At 69.9% G+C, this 18,152-nt stretch carries 21 protein-coding genes; 14 read left to right on the top strand and 7 right to left on the bottom strand.

The genetic code is table 11. From position 1 onward, the window contains the following. The first annotated feature begins 392 nt into the window (after window positions 1–392). The 11 genes from AB0P25_RS07385 to AB0P25_RS07335 all read left to right on the top strand — a co-directional run bounded on the left by AB0P25_RS07385 (window position 393) and on the right by AB0P25_RS07335 (window position 9,412). Complete coding sequence (locus AB0P25_RS07385; RefSeq protein WP_363808031.1) at window positions 393–1,352, top strand: alpha-ketoacid dehydrogenase subunit beta; 960 nt, start codon at window positions 393–395, stop codon at window positions 1,350–1,352. 44 nt (window positions 1,353–1,396) lie between these two features. Then, window positions 1,397–2,815 (top strand): dihydrolipoamide acetyltransferase family protein, encoded by a 1,419-nt coding sequence (locus AB0P25_RS07380; RefSeq protein WP_363806370.1) that lies wholly within the window; start codon window positions 1,397–1,399, stop codon window positions 2,813–2,815. A gap of 98 nt (window positions 2,816–2,913) precedes the next feature. Continuing rightward, on the top strand, window positions 2,914–3,819 hold the full coding sequence (locus AB0P25_RS07375) for a zinc ABC transporter substrate-binding protein (RefSeq protein WP_363806368.1): 906 nt from the start codon (window positions 2,914–2,916) through the stop codon (window positions 3,817–3,819). Beyond that, window positions 3,816–4,676: a metal ABC transporter ATP-binding protein gene (locus AB0P25_RS07370; protein WP_363806367.1), complete on the top strand. Its 861-nt coding sequence runs from the start codon at window positions 3,816–3,818 to the stop codon at window positions 4,674–4,676. The genes AB0P25_RS07375 and AB0P25_RS07370 overlap by 4 nt, the downstream gene beginning before the upstream one ends. Continuing rightward, complete coding sequence (locus AB0P25_RS07365) at window positions 4,673–5,560, top strand: metal ABC transporter permease (protein WP_363806366.1); 888 nt, start codon at window positions 4,673–4,675, stop codon at window positions 5,558–5,560. The genes AB0P25_RS07370 and AB0P25_RS07365 overlap by 4 nt, the downstream gene beginning before the upstream one ends. 6 nt (window positions 5,561–5,566) lie before the next feature. Beyond that, window positions 5,567–5,983 (top strand): transcriptional repressor, encoded by a 417-nt coding sequence (locus tag AB0P25_RS07360; protein ID WP_363806364.1) that lies wholly within the window; start codon window positions 5,567–5,569, stop codon window positions 5,981–5,983. 139 nt (window positions 5,984–6,122) lie between these two features. Beyond that, complete coding sequence (gene rpmB, locus AB0P25_RS07355) at window positions 6,123–6,359, top strand: 50S ribosomal protein L28 (protein WP_018188988.1); 237 nt, start codon at window positions 6,123–6,125, stop codon at window positions 6,357–6,359. After that, on the top strand, window positions 6,359–6,526 hold the full coding sequence (gene rpmG / locus AB0P25_RS07350; RefSeq protein WP_055922173.1) for a 50S ribosomal protein L33: 168 nt from the start codon (window positions 6,359–6,361) through the stop codon (window positions 6,524–6,526). Before rpmB ends, rpmG begins: the two co-directional genes overlap by 1 nt. 2 nt (window positions 6,527–6,528) lie before the next feature. Next, window positions 6,529–6,834, top strand: a complete 306-nt coding sequence (rpsN, locus tag AB0P25_RS07345; protein WP_064110429.1) for a 30S ribosomal protein S14 — start codon at window positions 6,529–6,531, stop codon at window positions 6,832–6,834. Between the two features lie 212 nt (window positions 6,835–7,046). Continuing rightward, entirely contained in the window at window positions 7,047–7,331 is a 285-nt protein-coding gene (locus AB0P25_RS07340; RefSeq protein ID WP_018188985.1) for an HU family DNA-binding protein, read from the top strand. A gap of 110 nt (window positions 7,332–7,441) precedes the next feature. Further along, window positions 7,442–9,412, top strand: a complete 1,971-nt coding sequence (locus AB0P25_RS07335; RefSeq protein ID WP_363806362.1) for a cytochrome c oxidase assembly protein — start codon at window positions 7,442–7,444, stop codon at window positions 9,410–9,412. On the opposite strand, the gene AB0P25_RS07330 is transcribed toward AB0P25_RS07335, so the two are convergent. Beyond that, entirely contained in the window at window positions 9,409–10,455 is a 1,047-nt protein-coding gene (locus tag AB0P25_RS07330; protein WP_363806361.1) for a hypothetical protein, read from the bottom strand. The two genes, AB0P25_RS07335 and AB0P25_RS07330, sit on opposite strands and share 4 nt — an antisense overlap. Window positions 10,456–10,549: 94 nt before the next feature. Here AB0P25_RS07330 and AB0P25_RS07325 point away from each other — a divergent pair, with 94 nt between their 5' ends. Both AB0P25_RS07325 and AB0P25_RS07320 read left to right on the top strand, forming a co-directional pair. Then, window positions 10,550–11,863, top strand: coding sequence for a PIF1 family ATP-dependent DNA helicase (locus tag AB0P25_RS07325; protein WP_363806360.1), 1,314 nt, complete (start codon window positions 10,550–10,552; stop codon window positions 11,861–11,863). 16 nt (window positions 11,864–11,879) lie between these two features. Then, window positions 11,880–12,233: an FHA domain-containing protein gene (locus AB0P25_RS07320; protein WP_363806359.1), complete on the top strand. Its 354-nt coding sequence runs from the start codon at window positions 11,880–11,882 to the stop codon at window positions 12,231–12,233. Between the two features lie 24 nt (window positions 12,234–12,257). Here AB0P25_RS07320 and AB0P25_RS07315 read toward each other — a convergent pair whose 3' ends face one another. Continuing rightward, a complete protein-coding gene (locus AB0P25_RS07315) occupies window positions 12,258–12,812 on the bottom strand; it encodes a hypothetical protein (protein ID WP_363806358.1) in 555 nt (184 codons plus the stop codon). Window positions 12,813–12,832: 20 nt separating this feature from the next. Continuing rightward, window positions 12,833–13,246, bottom strand: coding sequence for a DUF4383 domain-containing protein (locus AB0P25_RS07310; RefSeq protein ID WP_064110424.1), 414 nt, complete (start codon window positions 13,244–13,246; stop codon window positions 12,833–12,835). A gap of 160 nt (window positions 13,247–13,406) precedes the next feature. On the opposite strand from AB0P25_RS07310, the gene AB0P25_RS07305 reads away from it, so the two are divergent. Next, complete coding sequence (locus tag AB0P25_RS07305) at window positions 13,407–14,678, top strand: serine hydrolase domain-containing protein (RefSeq protein WP_363806357.1); 1,272 nt, start codon at window positions 13,407–13,409, stop codon at window positions 14,676–14,678. A 3-nt stretch (window positions 14,679–14,681) separates the two neighbouring features. Here the strand turns inward: AB0P25_RS07305 and AB0P25_RS07300 are convergent, their stop codons facing one another. From AB0P25_RS07300 to flgN, 4 genes are read right to left on the bottom strand one after another with little or no spacing between them, the layout of a single operon-like run. Continuing rightward, entirely contained in the window at window positions 14,682–15,065 is a 384-nt protein-coding gene (locus tag AB0P25_RS07300) for a flagellar assembly protein FliW (protein WP_363806356.1), read from the bottom strand. Continuing rightward, on the bottom strand, window positions 15,062–15,946 hold the full coding sequence (gene flgL / locus AB0P25_RS07295) for a flagellar hook-associated protein FlgL (protein ID WP_363806354.1): 885 nt from the start codon (window positions 15,944–15,946) through the stop codon (window positions 15,062–15,064). Before flgL ends, AB0P25_RS07300 begins: the two co-directional genes overlap by 4 nt. 2 nt (window positions 15,947–15,948) lie before the next feature. After that, the gene (gene flgK, locus AB0P25_RS07290) at window positions 15,949–17,373 is read right to left on the bottom strand and encodes a flagellar hook-associated protein FlgK (protein WP_363806353.1); all 1,425 of its coding nucleotides are present in this window, start codon (window positions 17,371–17,373) and stop codon (window positions 15,949–15,951) included. Beyond that, window positions 17,373–17,864 carry a flagellar export chaperone FlgN gene (gene flgN, locus AB0P25_RS07285; RefSeq protein WP_363806352.1) on the bottom strand — a complete coding sequence of 164 codons (492 nt, stop codon included), beginning with the start codon at window positions 17,862–17,864 and terminating at the stop codon, window positions 17,373–17,375. The genes flgK and flgN overlap by 1 nt, the downstream gene beginning before the upstream one ends. Between the last annotated feature and the right edge of the window lie 288 nt (window positions 17,865–18,152).

Here is an 18,152-nt window from a genome sequence, read left to right as displayed (position 1 = left end):
AGTACGTGGAGGCCGAATTGATCGAGGGCCAGCCGGACGCGCACGACGCGAGCGAGTCGTCCATCGACAGCACCTCGCTCGACACTCAGGCGATCGACGTGGTCGAGATCATCGAGAGCGAGCCCGGCTCGCGCGTGCTCGAGGAGCACGTAGCCGAGCAGGAGTGGACGCGTGAGTTCGTGATCGACGACGAAGCGGCGGAGATCGCCGAGGCGAGCGAGAACGCCGCGGAAGCGCCCGCAGGAGGCGCTGCGACGGCTCACGGCGACGCCCAGGCGTCTGCCGAGGTGGGCGCTGAGTCCGCTGCGGCCGAGCATGACAGCACCGAGTCGCCGGAGGCGCCCGAGGCGGCCGCCGACGCGCTTCCGGAGCCGCGCATCCAGTCACTCCCGATGGTCAAGGCGCTCAACGCCGGCCTGCGCCGCGCGCTCGCCGACGACCCGAAGGTGCTCATCCTGGGCGAGGACGTGGGTCCGCTCGGCGGCGTCTTCCGCGTGACCGAAGGTCTGCAGCAGGAGTTCGGGCCGCAGCGCGTCATCGACACCCCGCTCGCCGAGGCCGGCATCGTCGGCACCGCGATCGGCCTCGCGATGCGCGGATACCGTCCGGTGCTGGAGATCCAGTTCAACGGATTCGTCTTCCCCGGCTTCGACCAGATCACCACGCAGCTCGCCAAGATGACCAACCGGCACAACGGCCGCCTGCCGTTCCCGGTGGTCATCCGCATCCCGCACGGCGGGCACATCGGCGCGGTCGAGCACCACCAGGAAGCTCCGGAGGCGTACTTCGCGCACACCGCCGGCTTGCGCATCGTGGCCCCGTCGACGCCGCACGACGCGTACTGGATGATCCAGGAGGCCATCCGGTCCGACGACCCGGTGATCTTCTTCGAGCCGATGAGCCGCTACTGGCCCAAGGGCGAGGTCGACCTCCACGAGAACCCGACGCCGCTGCACGCGAGCCGCGTGGTCCGCACCGGAACCGACGCGACCATCGTCGCGTGGGCGGGCATGGTGAGCGTCGCGCTCCGTGCGGCCGAGCTCGCCGCCGAGGAGGGGCGCAGCCTCGAGGTCGTCGACCTCCGTTCGCTCTCCCCCGTCGACTACGGGCCCGTCGTCGCCTCCGTGCAGAAGACCGGCCGCCTGATCATCGCGCAGGAGGCGCCGGGCAACGTCTCGGTCGCGTCCGAGGTCGCGGCCACCGTCACCGAGAAGGCGTTCTACTCGCTGGAGGCGCCGGTGCTGCGCGTCTCCGGGTTCGACGTCCCCTTCCCGCCGGCGAAGCTGGAGGAGCTCTACCTCCCCGACGCCGACCGCATCCTCGAGGCCGTCGACCGGGCGCTGGCGTACTGACGCCGCGCCCCGATCCGGGCGCCCCTGACAGAGAGAAGTCGCACATGAGCGAGTCCCAGTTCCTCCTGCCCGACGTGGGCGAGGGCCTGACCGAGGCGGAGATCGTCTCGTGGAAGGTCGCGCCCGGCGAGCAGGTCGCGGTGAACCAGGTGATCGTCGAGATCGAGACGGCCAAGTCGCTGGTCGAACTGCCGTCGCCGTTCGAGGGGACCGTCGGCGAACTCCTCGTCACCGAGGGTGAGACCGTCGAGGTCGGCACGCCGATCTTCACCGTCACCGCCGGTGCGCAGGCGGCTGGGGCGCCGCAGGCCGAGCCCGAGCCCGCCGAGGAGGTCGCTGCGGACGCCGCCGCGACGGTCTCGCACGAGGAGGAGCCGAAGGCGGGCGCCGTTCTCGTCGGCTACGGCTCCGCCGGACACGGCGCGAGCCGCCGCCGTCGGGTGACGCACCCGGGCACCGCGTCCATCCCCGTGTCGTTCTCCGGGAGCATCGCCCAGCCGCCGGCGCCCGCGGCACCGGCCGCCGCGCCCGCGCCCCAGGCCGCTCCCGCCTCCGCGGCCGCAGCGCCCGCGCAGCCGTCGGCAGCGCCTGCGCGTCCGTCCGGCCCGGTCATCGCCAAGCCGCCGATCCGCAAGCTCGCCAAGGACCTCGGCGTCGACCTCGCTCTGGTCACCCCGACCGGGCCGATCGGCGACATCACGCGCGACGACGTGCTCCGCGAGGCCACGCAGGCGAGCGTGTTCCGCAACATCCAGACGCCGGAGTGGCCCGACGACCGCGAGGACCGCATCCCGGTCAAGGGCGTGCGCAAGGCGATCGCGAACGCGATGACCTCCAGCGCCTTCAGCGCTCCGCACGTGAGCCTCTTCGTCGACGTGGACGCGACGCGCACCATGGAGTTCGTCAAGCGGCTCAAGAACTCGCCCGACTTCGCCGGCGTGAAGGTGTCGCCGCTGCTGATCATGGCGAAGGCGATCATCTGGGCCGTTCGCCGCAACCCCACCGTGAACTCGACGTGGACGGACGAGGAGATCATCGTCCGCCACTACGTCAACCTCGGCATCGCGGCCGCCACCCCGCGCGGCCTCATCGTGCCGAACATCAGGGAGGCGCAGGGCATGACCCTGCTCGAGCTGGCCCGGAGCCTCGAGCAGCTGACCCTGACTGCGCGTGACGGCAAGACGCCCCCGGCCGACATGAACGGCGGCACCATCACCGTCACGAACATCGGCGTGTTCGGGATGGACACCGGCACGCCCATCCTGAACCCGGGTGAGGTCGGCATCGTCGCCCTCGGGACGATCAAGCAGAAGCCGTGGGTGGTCGACGGCGAGGTGCGTCCGCGCTTCGTCACGACCCTCGGCGCGTCGTTCGACCACCGCGTGGTGGACGGGGACGTCGCCTCCCGCTTCCTGGCGGACGTCGCGTCCATCATCGAGGAGCCGGCGCTGCTGCTCGATTGAATTTGACAATCATTTTCAATAAGACGTAGTGTGAGCCGGTGCCCGCGTCCGCGGGTGCTTCCTCTGACGTCGCTTCGGCGACTTAGACAGGCTCCTTCATGAAGACGCGCTACCTCGTCTCCACCCTGGCCCTCGCCGCGGCGACCGCGCTCGCGCTCGCCGGATGCTCCTCTGCGTCGTCGGCCTCCGACGACGGCACCCTCCGCGTGGTCGCGAGCACCAACGTGTACGGCGATATCGCGGAGACGATCGGCGGCGGCGCGATCCACGTCACCTCGCTGATGGACGACCCCGCGCAGGATCCCCACTCGTTCGAGGCCAGCGCGCAGAATCAGCTCGCCGTCTCGAAGGCCGACATCGTCATCGAGAACGGCGGCGGCTACGACGACTTCATGCAGAACCTGCTCACGGGCTCGAAGAACGACGGCACGACCGTCCTGAACGTCGTTGAGCTCTCGGGCCTGACGGCGACCGACGGCGAGCTCAACGAGCACGTCTGGTACGACTTCCCCACCATCCAGAAGTTCACGGACGCCCTCGTCGCCGCGCTGTCGAAGGTCGACCCGGACCAGAAGGCGACCTTCGAGACGAACGCCGACGCGTTCACCCAGAAGCTCGACGCGCTCGAGGCCGACGAGGCAAAGCTCAAGGCCGCCCACGCCGGCGAGGGCGTCGCGATCACCGAACCGGTCCCGCTCTACATGCTCGATGCGATCGGGCTGGTCAACAAGACGCCCGAGAAGTTCAGCGCAGCCATCGAGGAGGAGAACGACGTCTCCCCTGTCGTGCTCAAGGACACGCTCGAGCTGTTCAGCGGCCACCGCGTGAAGCTGCTCGCCTACAACGAGCAGACCACCGGCGCCGAGACAGAGCGTGTGCTCGCGGCGGCGAAGGGCAACGGCGTGCCGGTCGTCCCCGTCACCGAGACGCTTCCCGCCGGCAAGCACTACATCGACTGGATGCGATCCAACCTGGATGCTGTCGGATCGGCGTTGGCGAAGTGACCGAACCCCTCGACCTCGTCACGCCCCCCTCCGACCGCGAGGTGGTGCTGCGGCTGCGCGACGCCTCCCTCGGGTTCGGTGACCGCACGCTCTGGAGCGGCCTCGACCTGGACGTGCACGCCGGCGAGTTCGTCGCCGTCCTCGGTCCGAACGGGTCGGGGAAGACCAGCCTGCTGAAGACGATCCTCGGGCAGCAGCAGCTCGACTCCGGCGAGATCGCCTTCGAGGGGCACTCGGTACGCCGGGGTGATCGGCGCATCGGGTACATCCCGCAGCAGAAGCTCATCCCCGCGGGCACCCCGATGCGTGCACGCGACCTCGTCGCGCTCGGCGTGAACGGACACCGCTGGGGTCTCCCCCTGCCACGACGCAGCGACCGGGAGCAGGTCGACCGCCTCATCGACGCCGTCGGCGCCCGCCGCTACGCCGACACGCCGGTCGGATCGCTCTCGGGCGGTGAGCAGCAGCGGCTCCGGGTGGCGCAGGCGCTCGCCGGCGACCCCGCCCTCCTGCTCTGCGACGAGCCGCTGCTGTCCCTGGACCTGCAGCACCAGCGCGGCGTGAGCGAGCTGATCGACCGTCGCCGCCGCGACCACGACAGCGCGGTGGTCTTCGTCACGCACGACGTGAACCCGGTGCTCGGGATGGTCGACCGCGTCCTCTACCTGGCCGGCGGCCGGTTCCGGACCGGCACCCCGGACGAGGTGCTGCGCAGCGACGTGCTGACCGACCTGTACGGCACGCCGGTCGACGTCATCCGCAGCCGCGGGCGGATCGTGGTCGTCGGCATCCCGGACGCCGAGACTCACGACCACCATGCGCACACGCGCGACGCGCACCCGGAGCCGGCCGCATGACGCACATGGACCTCTGGTCGCAGCTGTTCGACTTCACCGACTACGGCGAACTGCTCCTGCTCGTGAAGAACTCCATCTTCGCCGGAGCGGTGCTGGGGATCGTCGGCGGCCTGATAGGCGTCTTCGTGATGCAGCGCGACATGGCGTTCGCGGTGCACGGCATCAGCGAGCTGTCGTTCGCGGGCGCGGCCATCGCGCTGCTCTTCGGCGTGAACGTCGTCGCCGGATCGCTGGTCGGCTCCCTGGTCGCGGCCGTGCTGATCGGGCTCCTGGGAGCGAGGGCGCGGGACCGGAACTCGATCATCGCGGTCCTCATGCCCTTTGGACTCGGCCTCGGGATCCTGGCGCTCGCGCTCTACCCCGGCCGCAGCGCCAACAAGTTCGGGCTCCTGACCGGGCAGATCGTGTCCGTCGACGACCCGCAGCTCGGTTCGCTTCTGGTGATCGGCGCGATCGTGCTCATCGCGCTGCTGCTGATGTGGCGTCCACTGACCTTCGACAGCCTGGATGCGGATGTCGCCGCGGCCCGTGGCATCCCGACCCGGTTCGTCGCGCTCGCGTTCATGGTCCTGCTCGGGCTCGCCGTCGCCGTGTCGGTGCAGATCGTCGGGGCGCTCCTGGTGCTGTCGCTGCTGGTGACGCCGGCGGCCGCTGCCATGCGGATCTCGTCCTCGCCGCTCGGCGTGCCGATCATCAGCGTGGTGTTCGCTCTCGTCTCCGTGGTCGGCGGCATCCTGCTCGCGCTCGGGAGCGCGCTCCCGATCAGCCCGTACGTGACGACGATCTCGTTCCTCATCTACGTGGTCTGCCGGATCGTCGGCGGCCGCCGCGCGCGCCGACGGACAGCCGCGACTTCACGGCGACTCGTGAGCCAGGCGGGCTAGCCTGGGATGGTGAAGCGGAACACCTGGCAGCGGGAGGCCGTCCGCGAGGCTCTGTCCTCGACGGAGGGCTTCATCAGCGCGCAGGGACTGCACCTGAGCCTCCACGAGGCCGGCTCCCCGATCGGGCTGGCCACCGTCTATCGCGCCCTCGCCGACCTCGCGGCCGAGGGGGATGCGGATTCGCTGCAGTCGCCCGAGGGCGAGAGCCTGTACCGGGCCTGCACGACCGGGCACCACCACCACCTGATCTGCCGCAACTGCGGCCTGACGGTGGAGATCGAGGCGGATGCGGTCGAGCAGTGGGCCCGCCAGGCGGCGGCCGCGCACGGCTTCACGCAGGCGCAGCACGTGGTCGACGTCTTCGGCCTCTGCGCGGCGTGCACGGCGAAGGCTGATTTGGCCGCCCCCGCCTCCATGCCGTAGCATGGTTGTTTGGCTGAGTGGGCTCCTCCCACTCCGTTAGCCGTGTACGAAACCCCTCACCTGAAAGCGAGGGAAGTCGTGCGCCGACAAGTGACCTTGGGTGGTGCCGCCTGGCATCACGGTATTGGAGAAGAAAGCAATGGCAGCAGTGTGCCAGGTGACGGGAGCCGTTCCGGGCTTCGGTCACAACATCTCGCACTCGCACCGACGCACCAAGCGCCGGTTCGACCCGAACATCCAGAAGAAGACGTACTACGTGCCGTCGCTTCGCCGTAACGTCACCCTGACCCTGAGCGCCAAGGGCATCAAGGTCATCGACGCCCGTGGCATCGAGTCCGTGGTCAAGGACCTCCTGGCCCGTGGGGAGAAGATCTAATGGCGAAGCAGCAGGACATCCGTCCAATCATCAAGCTCCGTTCGACGGCGGGCACCGGTTACACCTACGTGACCAAGAAGAACCGTCGCAACGACCCCGACCGCCTCGTGCTCAAGAAGTACGACCCCATCGTGCGCAAGCACGTCGACTTCCGAGAGGAGCGCTAATCATGGCCAAGAAGTCCAAGATCGCCAAGAACGAGCAGCGCAAGGTCGTCGTCGCGCGCTACGCCGCCAAGCGTGCGGAGCTGAAGAAGGCTCTCGTCGACCCGAACGGCACCGACGAGTCCCGCGAGGCCGCCCGCGTCGGCCTGCAGAAGCTCCCCCGCGACGCTTCGCCGATCCGCGTCCGCAACCGCGACGCCGTCGACGGCCGTCCCCGCGGAAACCTCAGCAAGTTCGGCATCTCCCGTGTGCGCTTCCGCGACATGGCGCACCGTGGCGAGCTGCCCGGCATCACCAAGTCGAGCTGGTAATCCGGCCCGAGTGCATGCTCTGAGGGCGTCCGGCATCCGCCGGGCGCCCTTTTTGCTGTCTCCAGCGTCCAAAACCCCCGGAAATCCGCGTGTTTCCGGGGGTTTCTGATACATTCGAGGCGGTCAACCGACCAAACGTAACGGCCCAGTGTGGCCTCAACCGTTAGACACAGAAGCTGTAGATCCAGCACAAGGTCCGAGGAGGACACTCAATGGCTGACAACCTGAACAAGACCGAGCTCGTTGCTGCCGTCGCTGCGGCGTCGGGTCAGAGCCAGGCCACCGTCTCGAGCGTCGTCGACGCGTTCTTCAGCACCATCAGCGAGACCGTCGCCAAGGGCGGCAAGGTCACCATCCCGGGCTGGCTCGCCGCTGAGCGCAGCGAGACCGCTGCCCGCACCGGCCGCAACCCGCAGACCGGCGAGGAGATCTCGATCCCGGCCGGCCACCGCGTCAAGCTGACCGCGGGCTCGAAGCTCAAGGCTGCCGTCAAGTAGTCTTCGCAAGGCTTGTCGAGGGCGGTGCCGCGTTGCGGCATCGCCCTCGTCGTCTCTGCGGCCTCCCCGCTGTGGGCGGCCGTCCAGGAGGGTGGACGTAGGCTGGACGGGTGCCACGAATCCTCCGCGTGATCGGCCCTGCCGCCCTGCTCCTCGCAGGCGTCGCGGCGATGATCCTCGCGCTCGCGTTCGGCGGCGGGGCGAACGCTCCGCTGCTCGCCGACCCGGGTGCCCTGGTGCGCTGGGGACTCCCGGCTGCGACCCTCGTGGTCAATCTGAGCCTCGCCGGCACCGTGGGCGCGCTCGTGCTCGCGTGCTTCGCGTTCTCGCCCGACCGTGACGAGTACGGCAAGGCGCTCGACTTCGCCGCCGGCAGCGCCGGGGTCATGACGGTCGCCGCCGCCGTCACCGGCCTCTTCACCTTCGTCAGCGTCTCGAACGTGCCGTGGTCGCTCGACGCGACCTTCACCAACGGCCTCAGCTCGTTCGTCACCAGCGTCTCGCTCGGTCAGGCGTGGCTCGGGATCACGCTGATCGCCGCCGCCGTCACGGTGCTGTGCTTCGCCGTCCGCAATCAGACCGCGATCGTCTTCGTGACCCTGCTCGCCATGGCCACGGTCGTGCCGATGGCCCAGCAGGGCCACAGCGCGGAGGCCGCAGGGCACGACGCGGCCGTCACGTCGTTCGGGCTGCACGTGCTGTTCGCCGCCATCTGGCTCGGCGGTCTCGTGACGCTCATCGTCGTCAAGCAGACCCTCGGCAACGGGCGCCTCGTGACCGTGCTGGAGCGCTACTCCACCGTCGCGCTCGTCTGTTTCGTGGTCGTCGCCGCATCCGGCTACGTCAACGCCGAACTGCGGGTGGGCACGCTCGCCGAGCTCGCGACGCCGTACGGCATCCTGGTCCTGATCAAGGTCGCGGCGCTCGTGGCCTTGGGGCTGTTCGGGCTCACCCAGCGCCGCTACCTCATCGGGCGCCTCAAGACGTCGGGCGAGCCGCGCAGCTTCTGGTGGATCGTCGTTGCCGAGCTGGCGTTCATGGGCATCGCCTCGGGAGTCGCGGCGGCGCTCGCTCGCACCGTGACGCCGGTGCCCGAGACGCGCGCCGCGACGCCGACGCCCGCGGAGATCCTCACCGGCGAGAAGCTGCCGCCCGAGCTGACCTGGGGCCGCCTGTTCACCTCGTGGAACTTCGACCTGCTCTGGGTGCTCGCCTGCGGCTTCGCGCTCTTCTTCTACTTCGCGGGTGTCTGGCGCTTGCGCAAGCGCGGCGACGCCTGGCCGATCTACCGGACGGTCCTGTGGACGCTGGGCATCGCGCTCCTGTTCTACATCACCAACGGCGGCGTGAACGTCTACGAGAAGTACCTGTTCTCGGCGCACATGTCGGCGCACATGGTGCTCACGATGGCCGTCCCGCTGCTCCTGGTGCCGGGCGCGCCCGTGACGCTCGCCGCCCGAGCGATCCGCAAGCGGCGCGACGGCTCGCGCGGCGGCCGCGAATGGATGCTGCTCGCGGTCCACTCCCGCTTCGCCGCGGTCATCTCCAACCCGATCGTCGCGGCGGTGCTGTTCGCCGGCTCGCTGTGGGCGTTCTACTACACGCCGATCTTCCGCTGGGCGACGACGGACCACATCGGGCACGAGTGGATGATCGTGCACTTCCTCATCACGGGGTACCTGTTCGTGCAGTCGCTGATCGGGATCGACCCCGTGAAGTACCGGCTCCCGTACCCGTTCCGGCTGCTGCTCCTGCTGCTGACGATGGCGTTCCACGCCTTCTTCGGGCTGTCGATCATGCAGATGCACGGTCTGATGCTCGCCGACTGGTTCGGCGCGATGGGGCGCACCTGGGGCGACTCCCCCCTGGTCGATCAGCAGACCGCGGGCGGCATCGCGTGGAGCATCGGCGAGATCCCGACGGTCATCCTCGCGATCGTGGTGGCCGTCCAGTGGAGCCGCAGCGACGAGCGCGAGACGAAGCGGCGCGACCGCAACGCCGATCGCACCGGCGACGCGGAACTGCAGGCGTACAACGAGCGGCTGGCGCGCATGGCCGACCGCGACCGCGCCGTCCGCTAGGGCTCCTGCGCCACCACGATGGCCAGCGAGCCGTCCGGACGGATGGTGACGCGGCTCAGCTCCATCGAGAACCGCACGTCGTCGCTGCGGGTGGTGACCGTCCCGTCGAACAGCGACTGCACGGTCACGTCGATGTGGGCGACGCCGACCATCTGCCCGGTCTCCCACGCGTCGTCGCCGGGGCGGAGCTCGACGGTCGGGTAGCTGACCATCGACCATGACGGGTCTCCCTGCACGCGGTCGTCGATCTCGACGCCGAAGGGGCAGCCCGCCGGCTGCAGCACCTTCTGGGCGGCGCACTGGTCCAGGAAGGCGTTCACCTGCTTCTGCACGTCGGCCGTGAAGGCGTGCGTCGGCTGCGCATCCACGACCGTCTCGGTCACCACCCCGGGTGCCGGAGAGGTGGCGACGGGAGCCGCGCGCAGGTACTTCGACGCGTGTGAGAGCTCCAGGGGCGCGAGCGGCATGACGACGTAGTCGGCCGAGACGCTGAAGGCGCCGGCCGGCTGATCCGGCGAGGCGGCGCGGGGGCTGACCGTGTGCCGTCCGACGCGGAAGTCGTCCGCGTGGGCGACGGTGATGCGGGAGACACCGACCGGCGTGGACGCGAACTCCCACGTGGGGAGCATCCCGAGCACGGATCCCGACTGGCGGACACGGAAGGATGCGGTCACCGGACGCCCGTCGGCGGTCGCCGTCACGACGACGGTGTGGACGTGGTCCCGGCCCTCGGTGTCGGAGGCGACCGTCACGTCCCGGATGTCGGGCAGGATGTCCGCCCGCAGCAGCTCCCTGGACGCCGCCGCCGACAGCCCGGCCGCTCGGAGGGCGCTCGACGTCGGTGCGGCACCCGGCATCGCCAGGGCCTCCGGGAGCCGGTGGGCGGCGACCGAGGTGGCGAACGCGCTGACGAACCCCGTCGGGCTGTAGTAGGCCCGCTGCACCGCGCCGAGGGCGGCGACGAACGCCGCGATCAGCAGCACGCCGATCCCCGACCAGAGCAGGACGACGCGCGTGAGCGTGCGCGAGTCCCCCACAGCCATGCAGCCATCCTAGGGTCCTGTGGATGAGCGGCCCCCGCACCTCCCGCGGGGTTAGAGTAGTCCGGCACGCCGGGCGAGACGGAAAGGGGAAGGCATGGGCCGTCTCTCCCTCTCGTCCGAGCAGCAGGCCGTGTACGACCTCATCGAGAACACGCGTGAGCACGTCTTCGTGACCGGCCGCGCGGGCACTGGCAAGTCGACGCTGCTCAATCACCTGTCGTGGAATACCGAGAAGTCGCTCGTCATCTCCGCGCCGACGGGCGTCGCGGCGCTGAACGTCGGCGGCCAGACCATCCACTCCCTGTTCCGCCTGCCGATCGGCGTCATCGCCGACCACGCCATCGACCAGAGCGCGGAGCTGCGCAAGCTGCTCAACAGCATCGACACGCTGGTGATCGACGAGGTGTCGATGGTCAACGCCGACCTGATGGATGCGGTGGACCGCAGTCTCCGCCAGGCGCGCCAGCGTGCGGGCGAGCCGTTCGGCGGGGTGCAGGTGGTGCTGTTCGGCGACCCGTACCAGCTCGCGCCGGTGCCGGGAGACAGCGAGGAGCGGGCCTACTTCGCCGACACCTACCGGTCGATGTGGTTCTTCGATGCGAAGGTCTGGCAGGAGACCGATCTGCGGATCGTCGAGCTGCTGCAGGTGCACCGTCAGCACGAGTCCGACTTCCGCTTCATGCTCAACGCGGTGCGGCACGGACAGGTGACGAAGGAGATCGCCGACCGGCTGAACGAGGTCGGCGCGCGTCCAGCGCCGGACGACGGCACGATCACGCTCGCGACCCGCAACGACACGGTCAACCGGATCAATGCGCAGGCGCTCGGCCGCCTCCCGGGCCGCGCACTGACGGCGAAGGCCGAGGTGAGCGGCGACTTCGGCGGCCGCAACTATCCCGCCGACGAGACCCTGGAGCTCAAGGTCGGCGCGCAGGTCATGTTCCTGCGGAACGACGTGGGTCAGGGCGACGGACCGCGCTGGGTCAACGGCACCATCGGCACCGTCACGAAGATCGACTCCAACGTCTACGTGGACGTCGACGGCGAGGTCCACGAGGTCGAGCCGGCGATCTGGGAGAAGTTCCGCTACACGTGGTCGCCCGAGACGAAGAAGCTCACGAAGGACGTCGTGGCCGAGTTCACGCAGTTCCCGCTGCGGCTGGCGTGGGCGGTCACCATCCACAAGTCGCAGGGCAAGACCTACGACGCAGCGATCATCGACCTCGGCACGCGTGCCTTCACCTCCGGCCAGACCTACGTGGCGCTGAGCCGGATCACGACGCTCGAGGGCCTGTATCTGACCCGGCCGCTGCGGCCGAGCGACATCACCGTGGACCCGGACGTCGAGCGCTTCATGCGCGACGCGCGCCCGGTGACGATGCCGGTCGCCCAGGCGGCGGCCCGATGACCGGAGGGGGACGGACGTGGCGGTGACCTTCGTCATGGACTTCAGCGACGGCCAGCACGTCGAGACCAGCGGCAACGGCGTCATCGGCCGCAATCCGGCCGTGCACGCTCCGGGCACGGAGATGGAGGATCCGGGTCACGTCGAGCTGATCACCGTGCAGGACGACGCGAAGTCGGTCTCCCGCGCGCACCTGGCCTTCGGGCAGTACGACGGGGTGTTCTGGGTCATGGACCTCGGCTCGGCGAACGGCACGACGATCACCTACCCGGGTGAGGGCACCTTCGCGTGCGATCCGAAGACCCGGCACGAGGTCGACCCGGGATCGGTCGTGCGGTTCGGGAGCGAGTCCTTCGCGCTGACCCGGCGCTGACGCGCTCCTCGCGCCCAGCCGGCGTCAGTGGTGGTGGTGCACCGTCACGGCGGCGACGCCCGCATCCGTGAGCGTCAGCGCGGGGATGGTGATCGCGCTGACCGCGCACGCGCTCAGGACGAGCCCGAGGAAGAAGCGCAGGAAGCTGTTCCGGTCGGTGACGGGACGGTCACGCCGGATGACCACCGCGGCGGTCGCGGCGATCACGACGTCGAGCAGGGAGGCGGCGCCCATCGGCACGAGCGGCAGGGCGATGGCGGTGCCTCCGGATGCCGTCGCGCCCGCGATGGCGAGCGCGGCCCACATCCCGACCGGCAGGAGCGCCAGTGCGGGGATGAGCCGGAACGCCGGCGGGACGTCCTTCGCCAGCGTCGCCGCCGCCCACACCAGCTCGCCGAGCGCGAGGACGAGGAAGGCTGCGAGAAGAGCAGGGGGTGCGCTGGGGGCAAGGGCGGCGTGAAGCAGCCCTGCCCCCAACGCGGCCACGGCGAGGAACGCGCGCGTCGCCGGGCCCACCGCGACGGCCCGAGGGGCCGAGGCGGCGGGGGCGACGCGCAGCGTCTCCGTGATCCTGCTCATGGGAGCCGTGGCCCCGCCGGTCAGGCGGCGGCCGTGGTGGCGCGGGTCCCGCGGTCGGCGCCGAGGCCGGTGCCGAGCAGGACGATCGCGCTCACGAGGTGGAGGAAGTGGTCGGGGGTGTTCAGGGCCAGGATGTTGGCGCCCGTCCCCACGAGGAAGAAGCCGACGATGCCGAGCAGCAGGTAGACGGCGCCGACGGTGATGTTGACGGCCTTCGCGGCGGCCACCCGGGTCAGGCCCGCGATCAGCAGCGCTGCACCGATCAGGAGGTGCGCGATGTTGTGCAGCGGGTTCACCTCGAAGATGCCGAGCAGCAGGCCGCCCTTGGTGGCGACGAAGCCGACGCCGCCGGTGACGGCGAAGCCGAGGAGACCGACGAGCAGGTAGACCGCACCGAAGATGGTGGCCACCAGACGATTCGGTGAGTTGCGCATTGTGTCGTTCCTTCCGTAGGACGGCGCACGGACGCGCGCCTCACTTTCCCTTCGAAGCGTCGTCCGAATCGGATTGCGGCCACAGCCCCTTGCGCAACGGCAAGGAATCTGCAGCACGTTACAATCGCTGGACACGCAGTGCCGAAGGCGGGGAGTACGGATGCGACGAGACACCAGGTTCGGGCGGCTCGCGCTCGCGGCGACCGCGGGCCTCGTGGCTCTCGTCCTGGCGGGCTGCACGTCGTCTCCAGGGAGCGCGAACGCGCCGTCCCAGCAGCCGGGCGGGTTCTCGAAGGACGTCGAGAAGCGGCTCGAGGCGGCGGTGACGGACGCGATGACGCTGTCCGGCGCCTCCGCGGGTATCGCGGGTGTCTGGGCGCCGTGGGCGGGCAGCTGGACGACAGCGCAGGGCACGACGACCCGTTCCGGTTCGACGCCGGTGACGACCGACATGACCTTCCGCATCGGGCAGAACACGACCCCGATGACCTGCACCGTCCTGCTGGAGCTGGTCGACGAGGGGCGGATAGACCTCGACGACGCGCTGACCAAGTGGCTCCCCGGCATGGTCGGGGTCGACGGCGTGACGCTCCGCGAGCTGTGCCAGAACACCTCCGGCATCAACGACCACACGGGTGCGCTGAACCCGAAATTCCTCATGAACCCGACCCGCCAGTGGCCCCCGCTGGAGCTCGCCAGCGACGGGATCGCGATGCAGCGCTACGGCACGCCCGGCCAGAAGTACGGTCCCTCGGCGACCAACGCGATCCTGGTCGGGATGGCGCTGCAGAACGCGACGAGCAAGAGCTGGCAGCAGCTCTACAAGGAGTACGTGTTCGACAAGCTGGGCATGACGAAGAGCGTTCTGCCCGACAACGGCACCCTGACTCCTCCCGGCCCCCACCCGGCCGGTTACTCGGTGGGCCTGGACGGGGCCGGCGCGGTGGTCTGCGAGCCGCTGCGGGACGTCACGAAGATGTCGCCGTCGCTCGGATGGACCTCGGGGGGCGTGGTCTCGAACCTCGACGACCTCCGCTCGTTCGGTCAGGCGCTGGCGAAGGGCACGCTCCTGAGCGAGAAGTCGCGCGCCGCCCAGGTGGACGCGGTGGTCAACGGCGAGTCGTGGCAGCGCTACGGTCTCGGCGTCCAGCTGCTCGGCCCGCTGCGCGGAAGCAGCGGCGCGGTCCCCGGCTACTTGTCGGCCGTGTTCTCGGACCCGAAGTCGGGTCTGACGATCGTCGTCGCCCTGAACAACTCGACCCCCGGTGCGCCCTTCGCCCAGTCGCTGGCGCAGCGCCTGGCGTCCATCGCATCCAAGCTCCCGCCGGAGCAGAAGGGCATGAAGGCTGTGGCGTCCCTGCCCTGGTCGGAGCAGCAGACCGTCGACGCCATGACGAAGACGGCGCCCTGTCCGCCGAAGAAGGCGGGCTGAGCCCTACGCCCCGGCCAGCGCGGCCAGTTCGGCGCGCACCGGGAACGCGTCATCCTCCAGGACGAGCTGCAGTGCGGCGCCTGTCGCACGGTTGACGATGACCGGCGCGAGCAGATTGACCGTGCTGCCCTCGTGCGACGGCGTCACGACGACGAGGAGCAGCGCCTCCTCCGGCGTCGCGATACCGAGCTCGACGGCGCGGTCGTCGGGGAGTTCTGGCGAGTAGCCGGGCAGGTGCCGGGAGGCGTCGATCGTGAACAGCCGGATCTCCGGCCGCTCGACCGACGCAAGCGTGTAGAGACCATCCGCGCCGGCGACGGCGTCGAGCGTGAAGTCGTCGAGGGGTTCGAGCCCGGGCGGCGGAGCGAGGAAGCGGACGGCGCTCATCGGAGGAAGTCCATCAGCGTCGGCTGCAGCACGCGCGCCGTGACGGCGATCGCGGTCTGGTAGTTCACGTCCTGCGTCTTCAGATCGAGGATGACCTTGCTGAGGTCGACATCCTCCAACGACGAGCGCTGGCCCTCGAGAGCGTTCGCGCCGACGGCGAGGGCGTCCTTCGCCTTGTCGATGCGGGTCTGGCGTCCGCCGACCTCCGCGTGCTCTCCCACGATCGCCTTCATCCTGTCGTCGATCTGCGCCAGCCGCGGAGTGACGTTGACGCCGTTCCGCAGATCGCTGGCAACATTGTCGATCAGCGCGAACACCGACGAGGTGCCGGTTCCGAAGGCCGCCGCTCCGTCCGCATCCACCCGCACCGTGGTGTCGGGGCCGATCCTGCGCTCCACTGTACTTCCCGCGGTTCCCGTGAACGAGTAGTCGGGCTGGAAGGCGACGCCCGCGTCGGAGTTGCCCGCGAAGACCGTGCGACCCAGGTAGGTCGTGTTCGCGAGCGACAGGAGGCTCTGCTTGATGCCGTCGAGCTCGGTCGCGATCGACTCCTTCGCCTCCGTCGACATCGAGCCGTCGTTGGCACCCTGGACCGTGAGGTCGCGGAAGCGGTGCATCAGCGTCTCGACCGAGGTCAGCGCGGAGTCCGCGGTCGTCAGCCACGCGTCGCCGTTGCTGACGTTGCGCTGGTACTGGGAGGTCGCGGCCGCGTCGGAGCGGACGCCCATGGCGCTCGCCGTGGCCGTCGGGTCGTCCGACGGCTTGTTGAGCAGCCGCCGGCTGGTCGCCTGGACGTAGAGCTGCGCCTGCCGCTGCAGGCTCAGCTGCAGGTTGCGCTGCGCGTTGAGCGTCTGGGTCGCGTTGGTCACTCGGCTGATCACGGCTATCTCCCGACGAGTCCGGTGTGGTTGATGAGCACATCGAGGGCTTCGTCCACGGCGGTCATCACGCGCGCGGCGCCCTGGTAGGCGTGCTGGAAGGAGAGCATGTTCATGTTCTCCTCGTCCAGATCGACGGAGGAGCCGGCCAGCTGGGCGTTCACGGCGGAGCTGGTGGCCATGTCGGCGAGGTCGGACTGCTGCTGCTCGGTCTTGCTGGCGACTCCGACGCGGACGACGAACGCCGACCACTGCTTGTCGACGGCGTTCGCGCCGGTGCCGAGCTGGCTGATGGCGTCCGCGACGCTGCCGTCCGCTCCGCCGGCGCCTGCGGCGCCCGTGGCGATCTGTCCGACGCCCGTCGGGACGACGGAGAGCCCGAGGGCGGCGGGCTTGGTCGGGTCGATGGCGAAGAAGTCGAGACCCGTGGCGCCCGTCGGCGTCGTGCCGGTCTGGTGGACCGCGTTCACGCGCTGCGCCAGCGTGACCGCGAACGCGTTGTAGCTCGCGGCCGCTTCGGCCAGCACGCCGCCGGTCCCGTTCGCGTCCGCGGGAGCGAGTGTGGAGAGCGCGCCCCCGATGGAACCGCCCTCCATCGCGATGGCGGCGCCCGGACGGTACGCCCACTCGAGCCGGGGCGGGTCGCCCGCGGCGTCCGCCATCCGATTCGCCCCGGCGGCCTTCACGGCGTTCGCCGTGGTGCCGGAGACCAGCGCGTTGCCGCCGACCAGAACATCCACGGTTCCGTCCTCGTTCGGCCGCACCACTCCCCCGGCCAGCTTGGCGATGGAGGTGGTGAGCAGGTCGCGACGGTCCATCAGCTCGTTGGCCGACTGGCCGGCGTTGAGGGCGGACCGGATGCGGCCGTTGAGGTCCGCGACCTCGGTGGCGGCGGTGTTCAGGTCGTTCACCATGCCCTCGACGTTCGAGCGGAGGGCGGTCCACTGATCGTCCACAGCGCGGTAGCCGGTCTGCAGCTGGGTGACCAGGCTGCCCGCCTGGCCGAGCAGCACGCCCGCGGGCGCCTGCTCCCCCGCCTGGTTGGCGACGTCGCCCCAGGCCGACCAGAACTTCTGCAGGGAGGCCGAGAGGCCGTTGGTTCCGGGCTCGTTCAGCGATGTCTCGAGCGCGTCGAGAGCGGCCGCCCGCGTGTTCGTGTAGCCCGACAGGGCGGTGGTGCTGCGCACGCGCGCGTCGACCGCGGCGTCGTCCAGCCGCTGGATGCCGTCGATGCTGACGCCCTGTCCGGGTCGGACTCCCCCGCTGAACAGCCCGACCGTGTTCAGGGCGGGGACGCCGGAGGTGTTGACGCGCTGACGCGTGTAGCCCGCGGTGTTGGCGTTGACCAGGTTCTGGCCCACCACATCCAGCCCGGCCTTGGCGGCGACGAGCCCGGTGTAGGCGGTGTTGAGGCCGCTGAACGTGCTCATCAGGCCTCCGTGTCGAAGAAGCGCGCGGTGTCGCCGAGGCTGCCGGTGCCGCCCGCGCCGTAGACGCCGGGGTCGTCGCCGGCGCCCGAGAGCGAGCTCAGCGTCTCCTGCGTCGAACGGGCGGCTTCACGCAGCAGGCGCTCGTTGGTGTCGCGTACCTCCGCGATCTGGGCGGTGAGCTCGGTCATGGCGGCGAGGTGCGAACCGAAGATGTCGGACCAGATGCCGTCGGGAGCGGCCGTGGCGAGCTCGCGGAGGGTCGCATCCGGCCCCAGCCCCCAGTCCTCGGCGACGGCGGCGACCTCGACGGTCCGCGCCAGCCCGACGGCGCGCATGCGCTCGATGACCTGCTCGACCTCACGGGTGGCGTGCGAGATCCACCGGGACTTGCCGGCGATCAGCAGCAGCTGCTCCTCCTCCAGCTTGAAGAGCAGGAGCTCCAGCAGCTCGCGCTCCTTCCACAGCTGGGCAGAGAGCTCGCTCGCGGCCATGTCGCTACCAACTTCCTCGTGAGTCGATGTGCGCACCTGGTCTCCTCGGGTCTGAAGGGCGGTGGATGCTGTCCCCGCCACACCAGACCATCGGCACGCTTGCGCCCGATGTTAGGCGCGGGGTGCGCTGCGCGGCGAGCACGACGTACCGGACTGCGGACACTGTCAGCATTCCCCGTACTGGGGGTACGCGCTGCCCCGTAATGGGGGCAGAAAGCATGCGATCTGAGTGGATCCGAATTGTTACCGTGAACAACGAAAGACCCCTAGCACCTCGCTCGGCACCCG

The organism is Leifsonia sp. NPDC077715 (assembly GCF_040686855.1).
In the GTDB taxonomy this organism is placed as follows: domain Bacteria; phylum Actinomycetota; class Actinomycetes; order Actinomycetales; family Microbacteriaceae; genus Leifsonia.
Note: the sequence above shows the minus strand (reverse complement) of the source record. Positions and strands in the feature narration are given on the sequence as shown.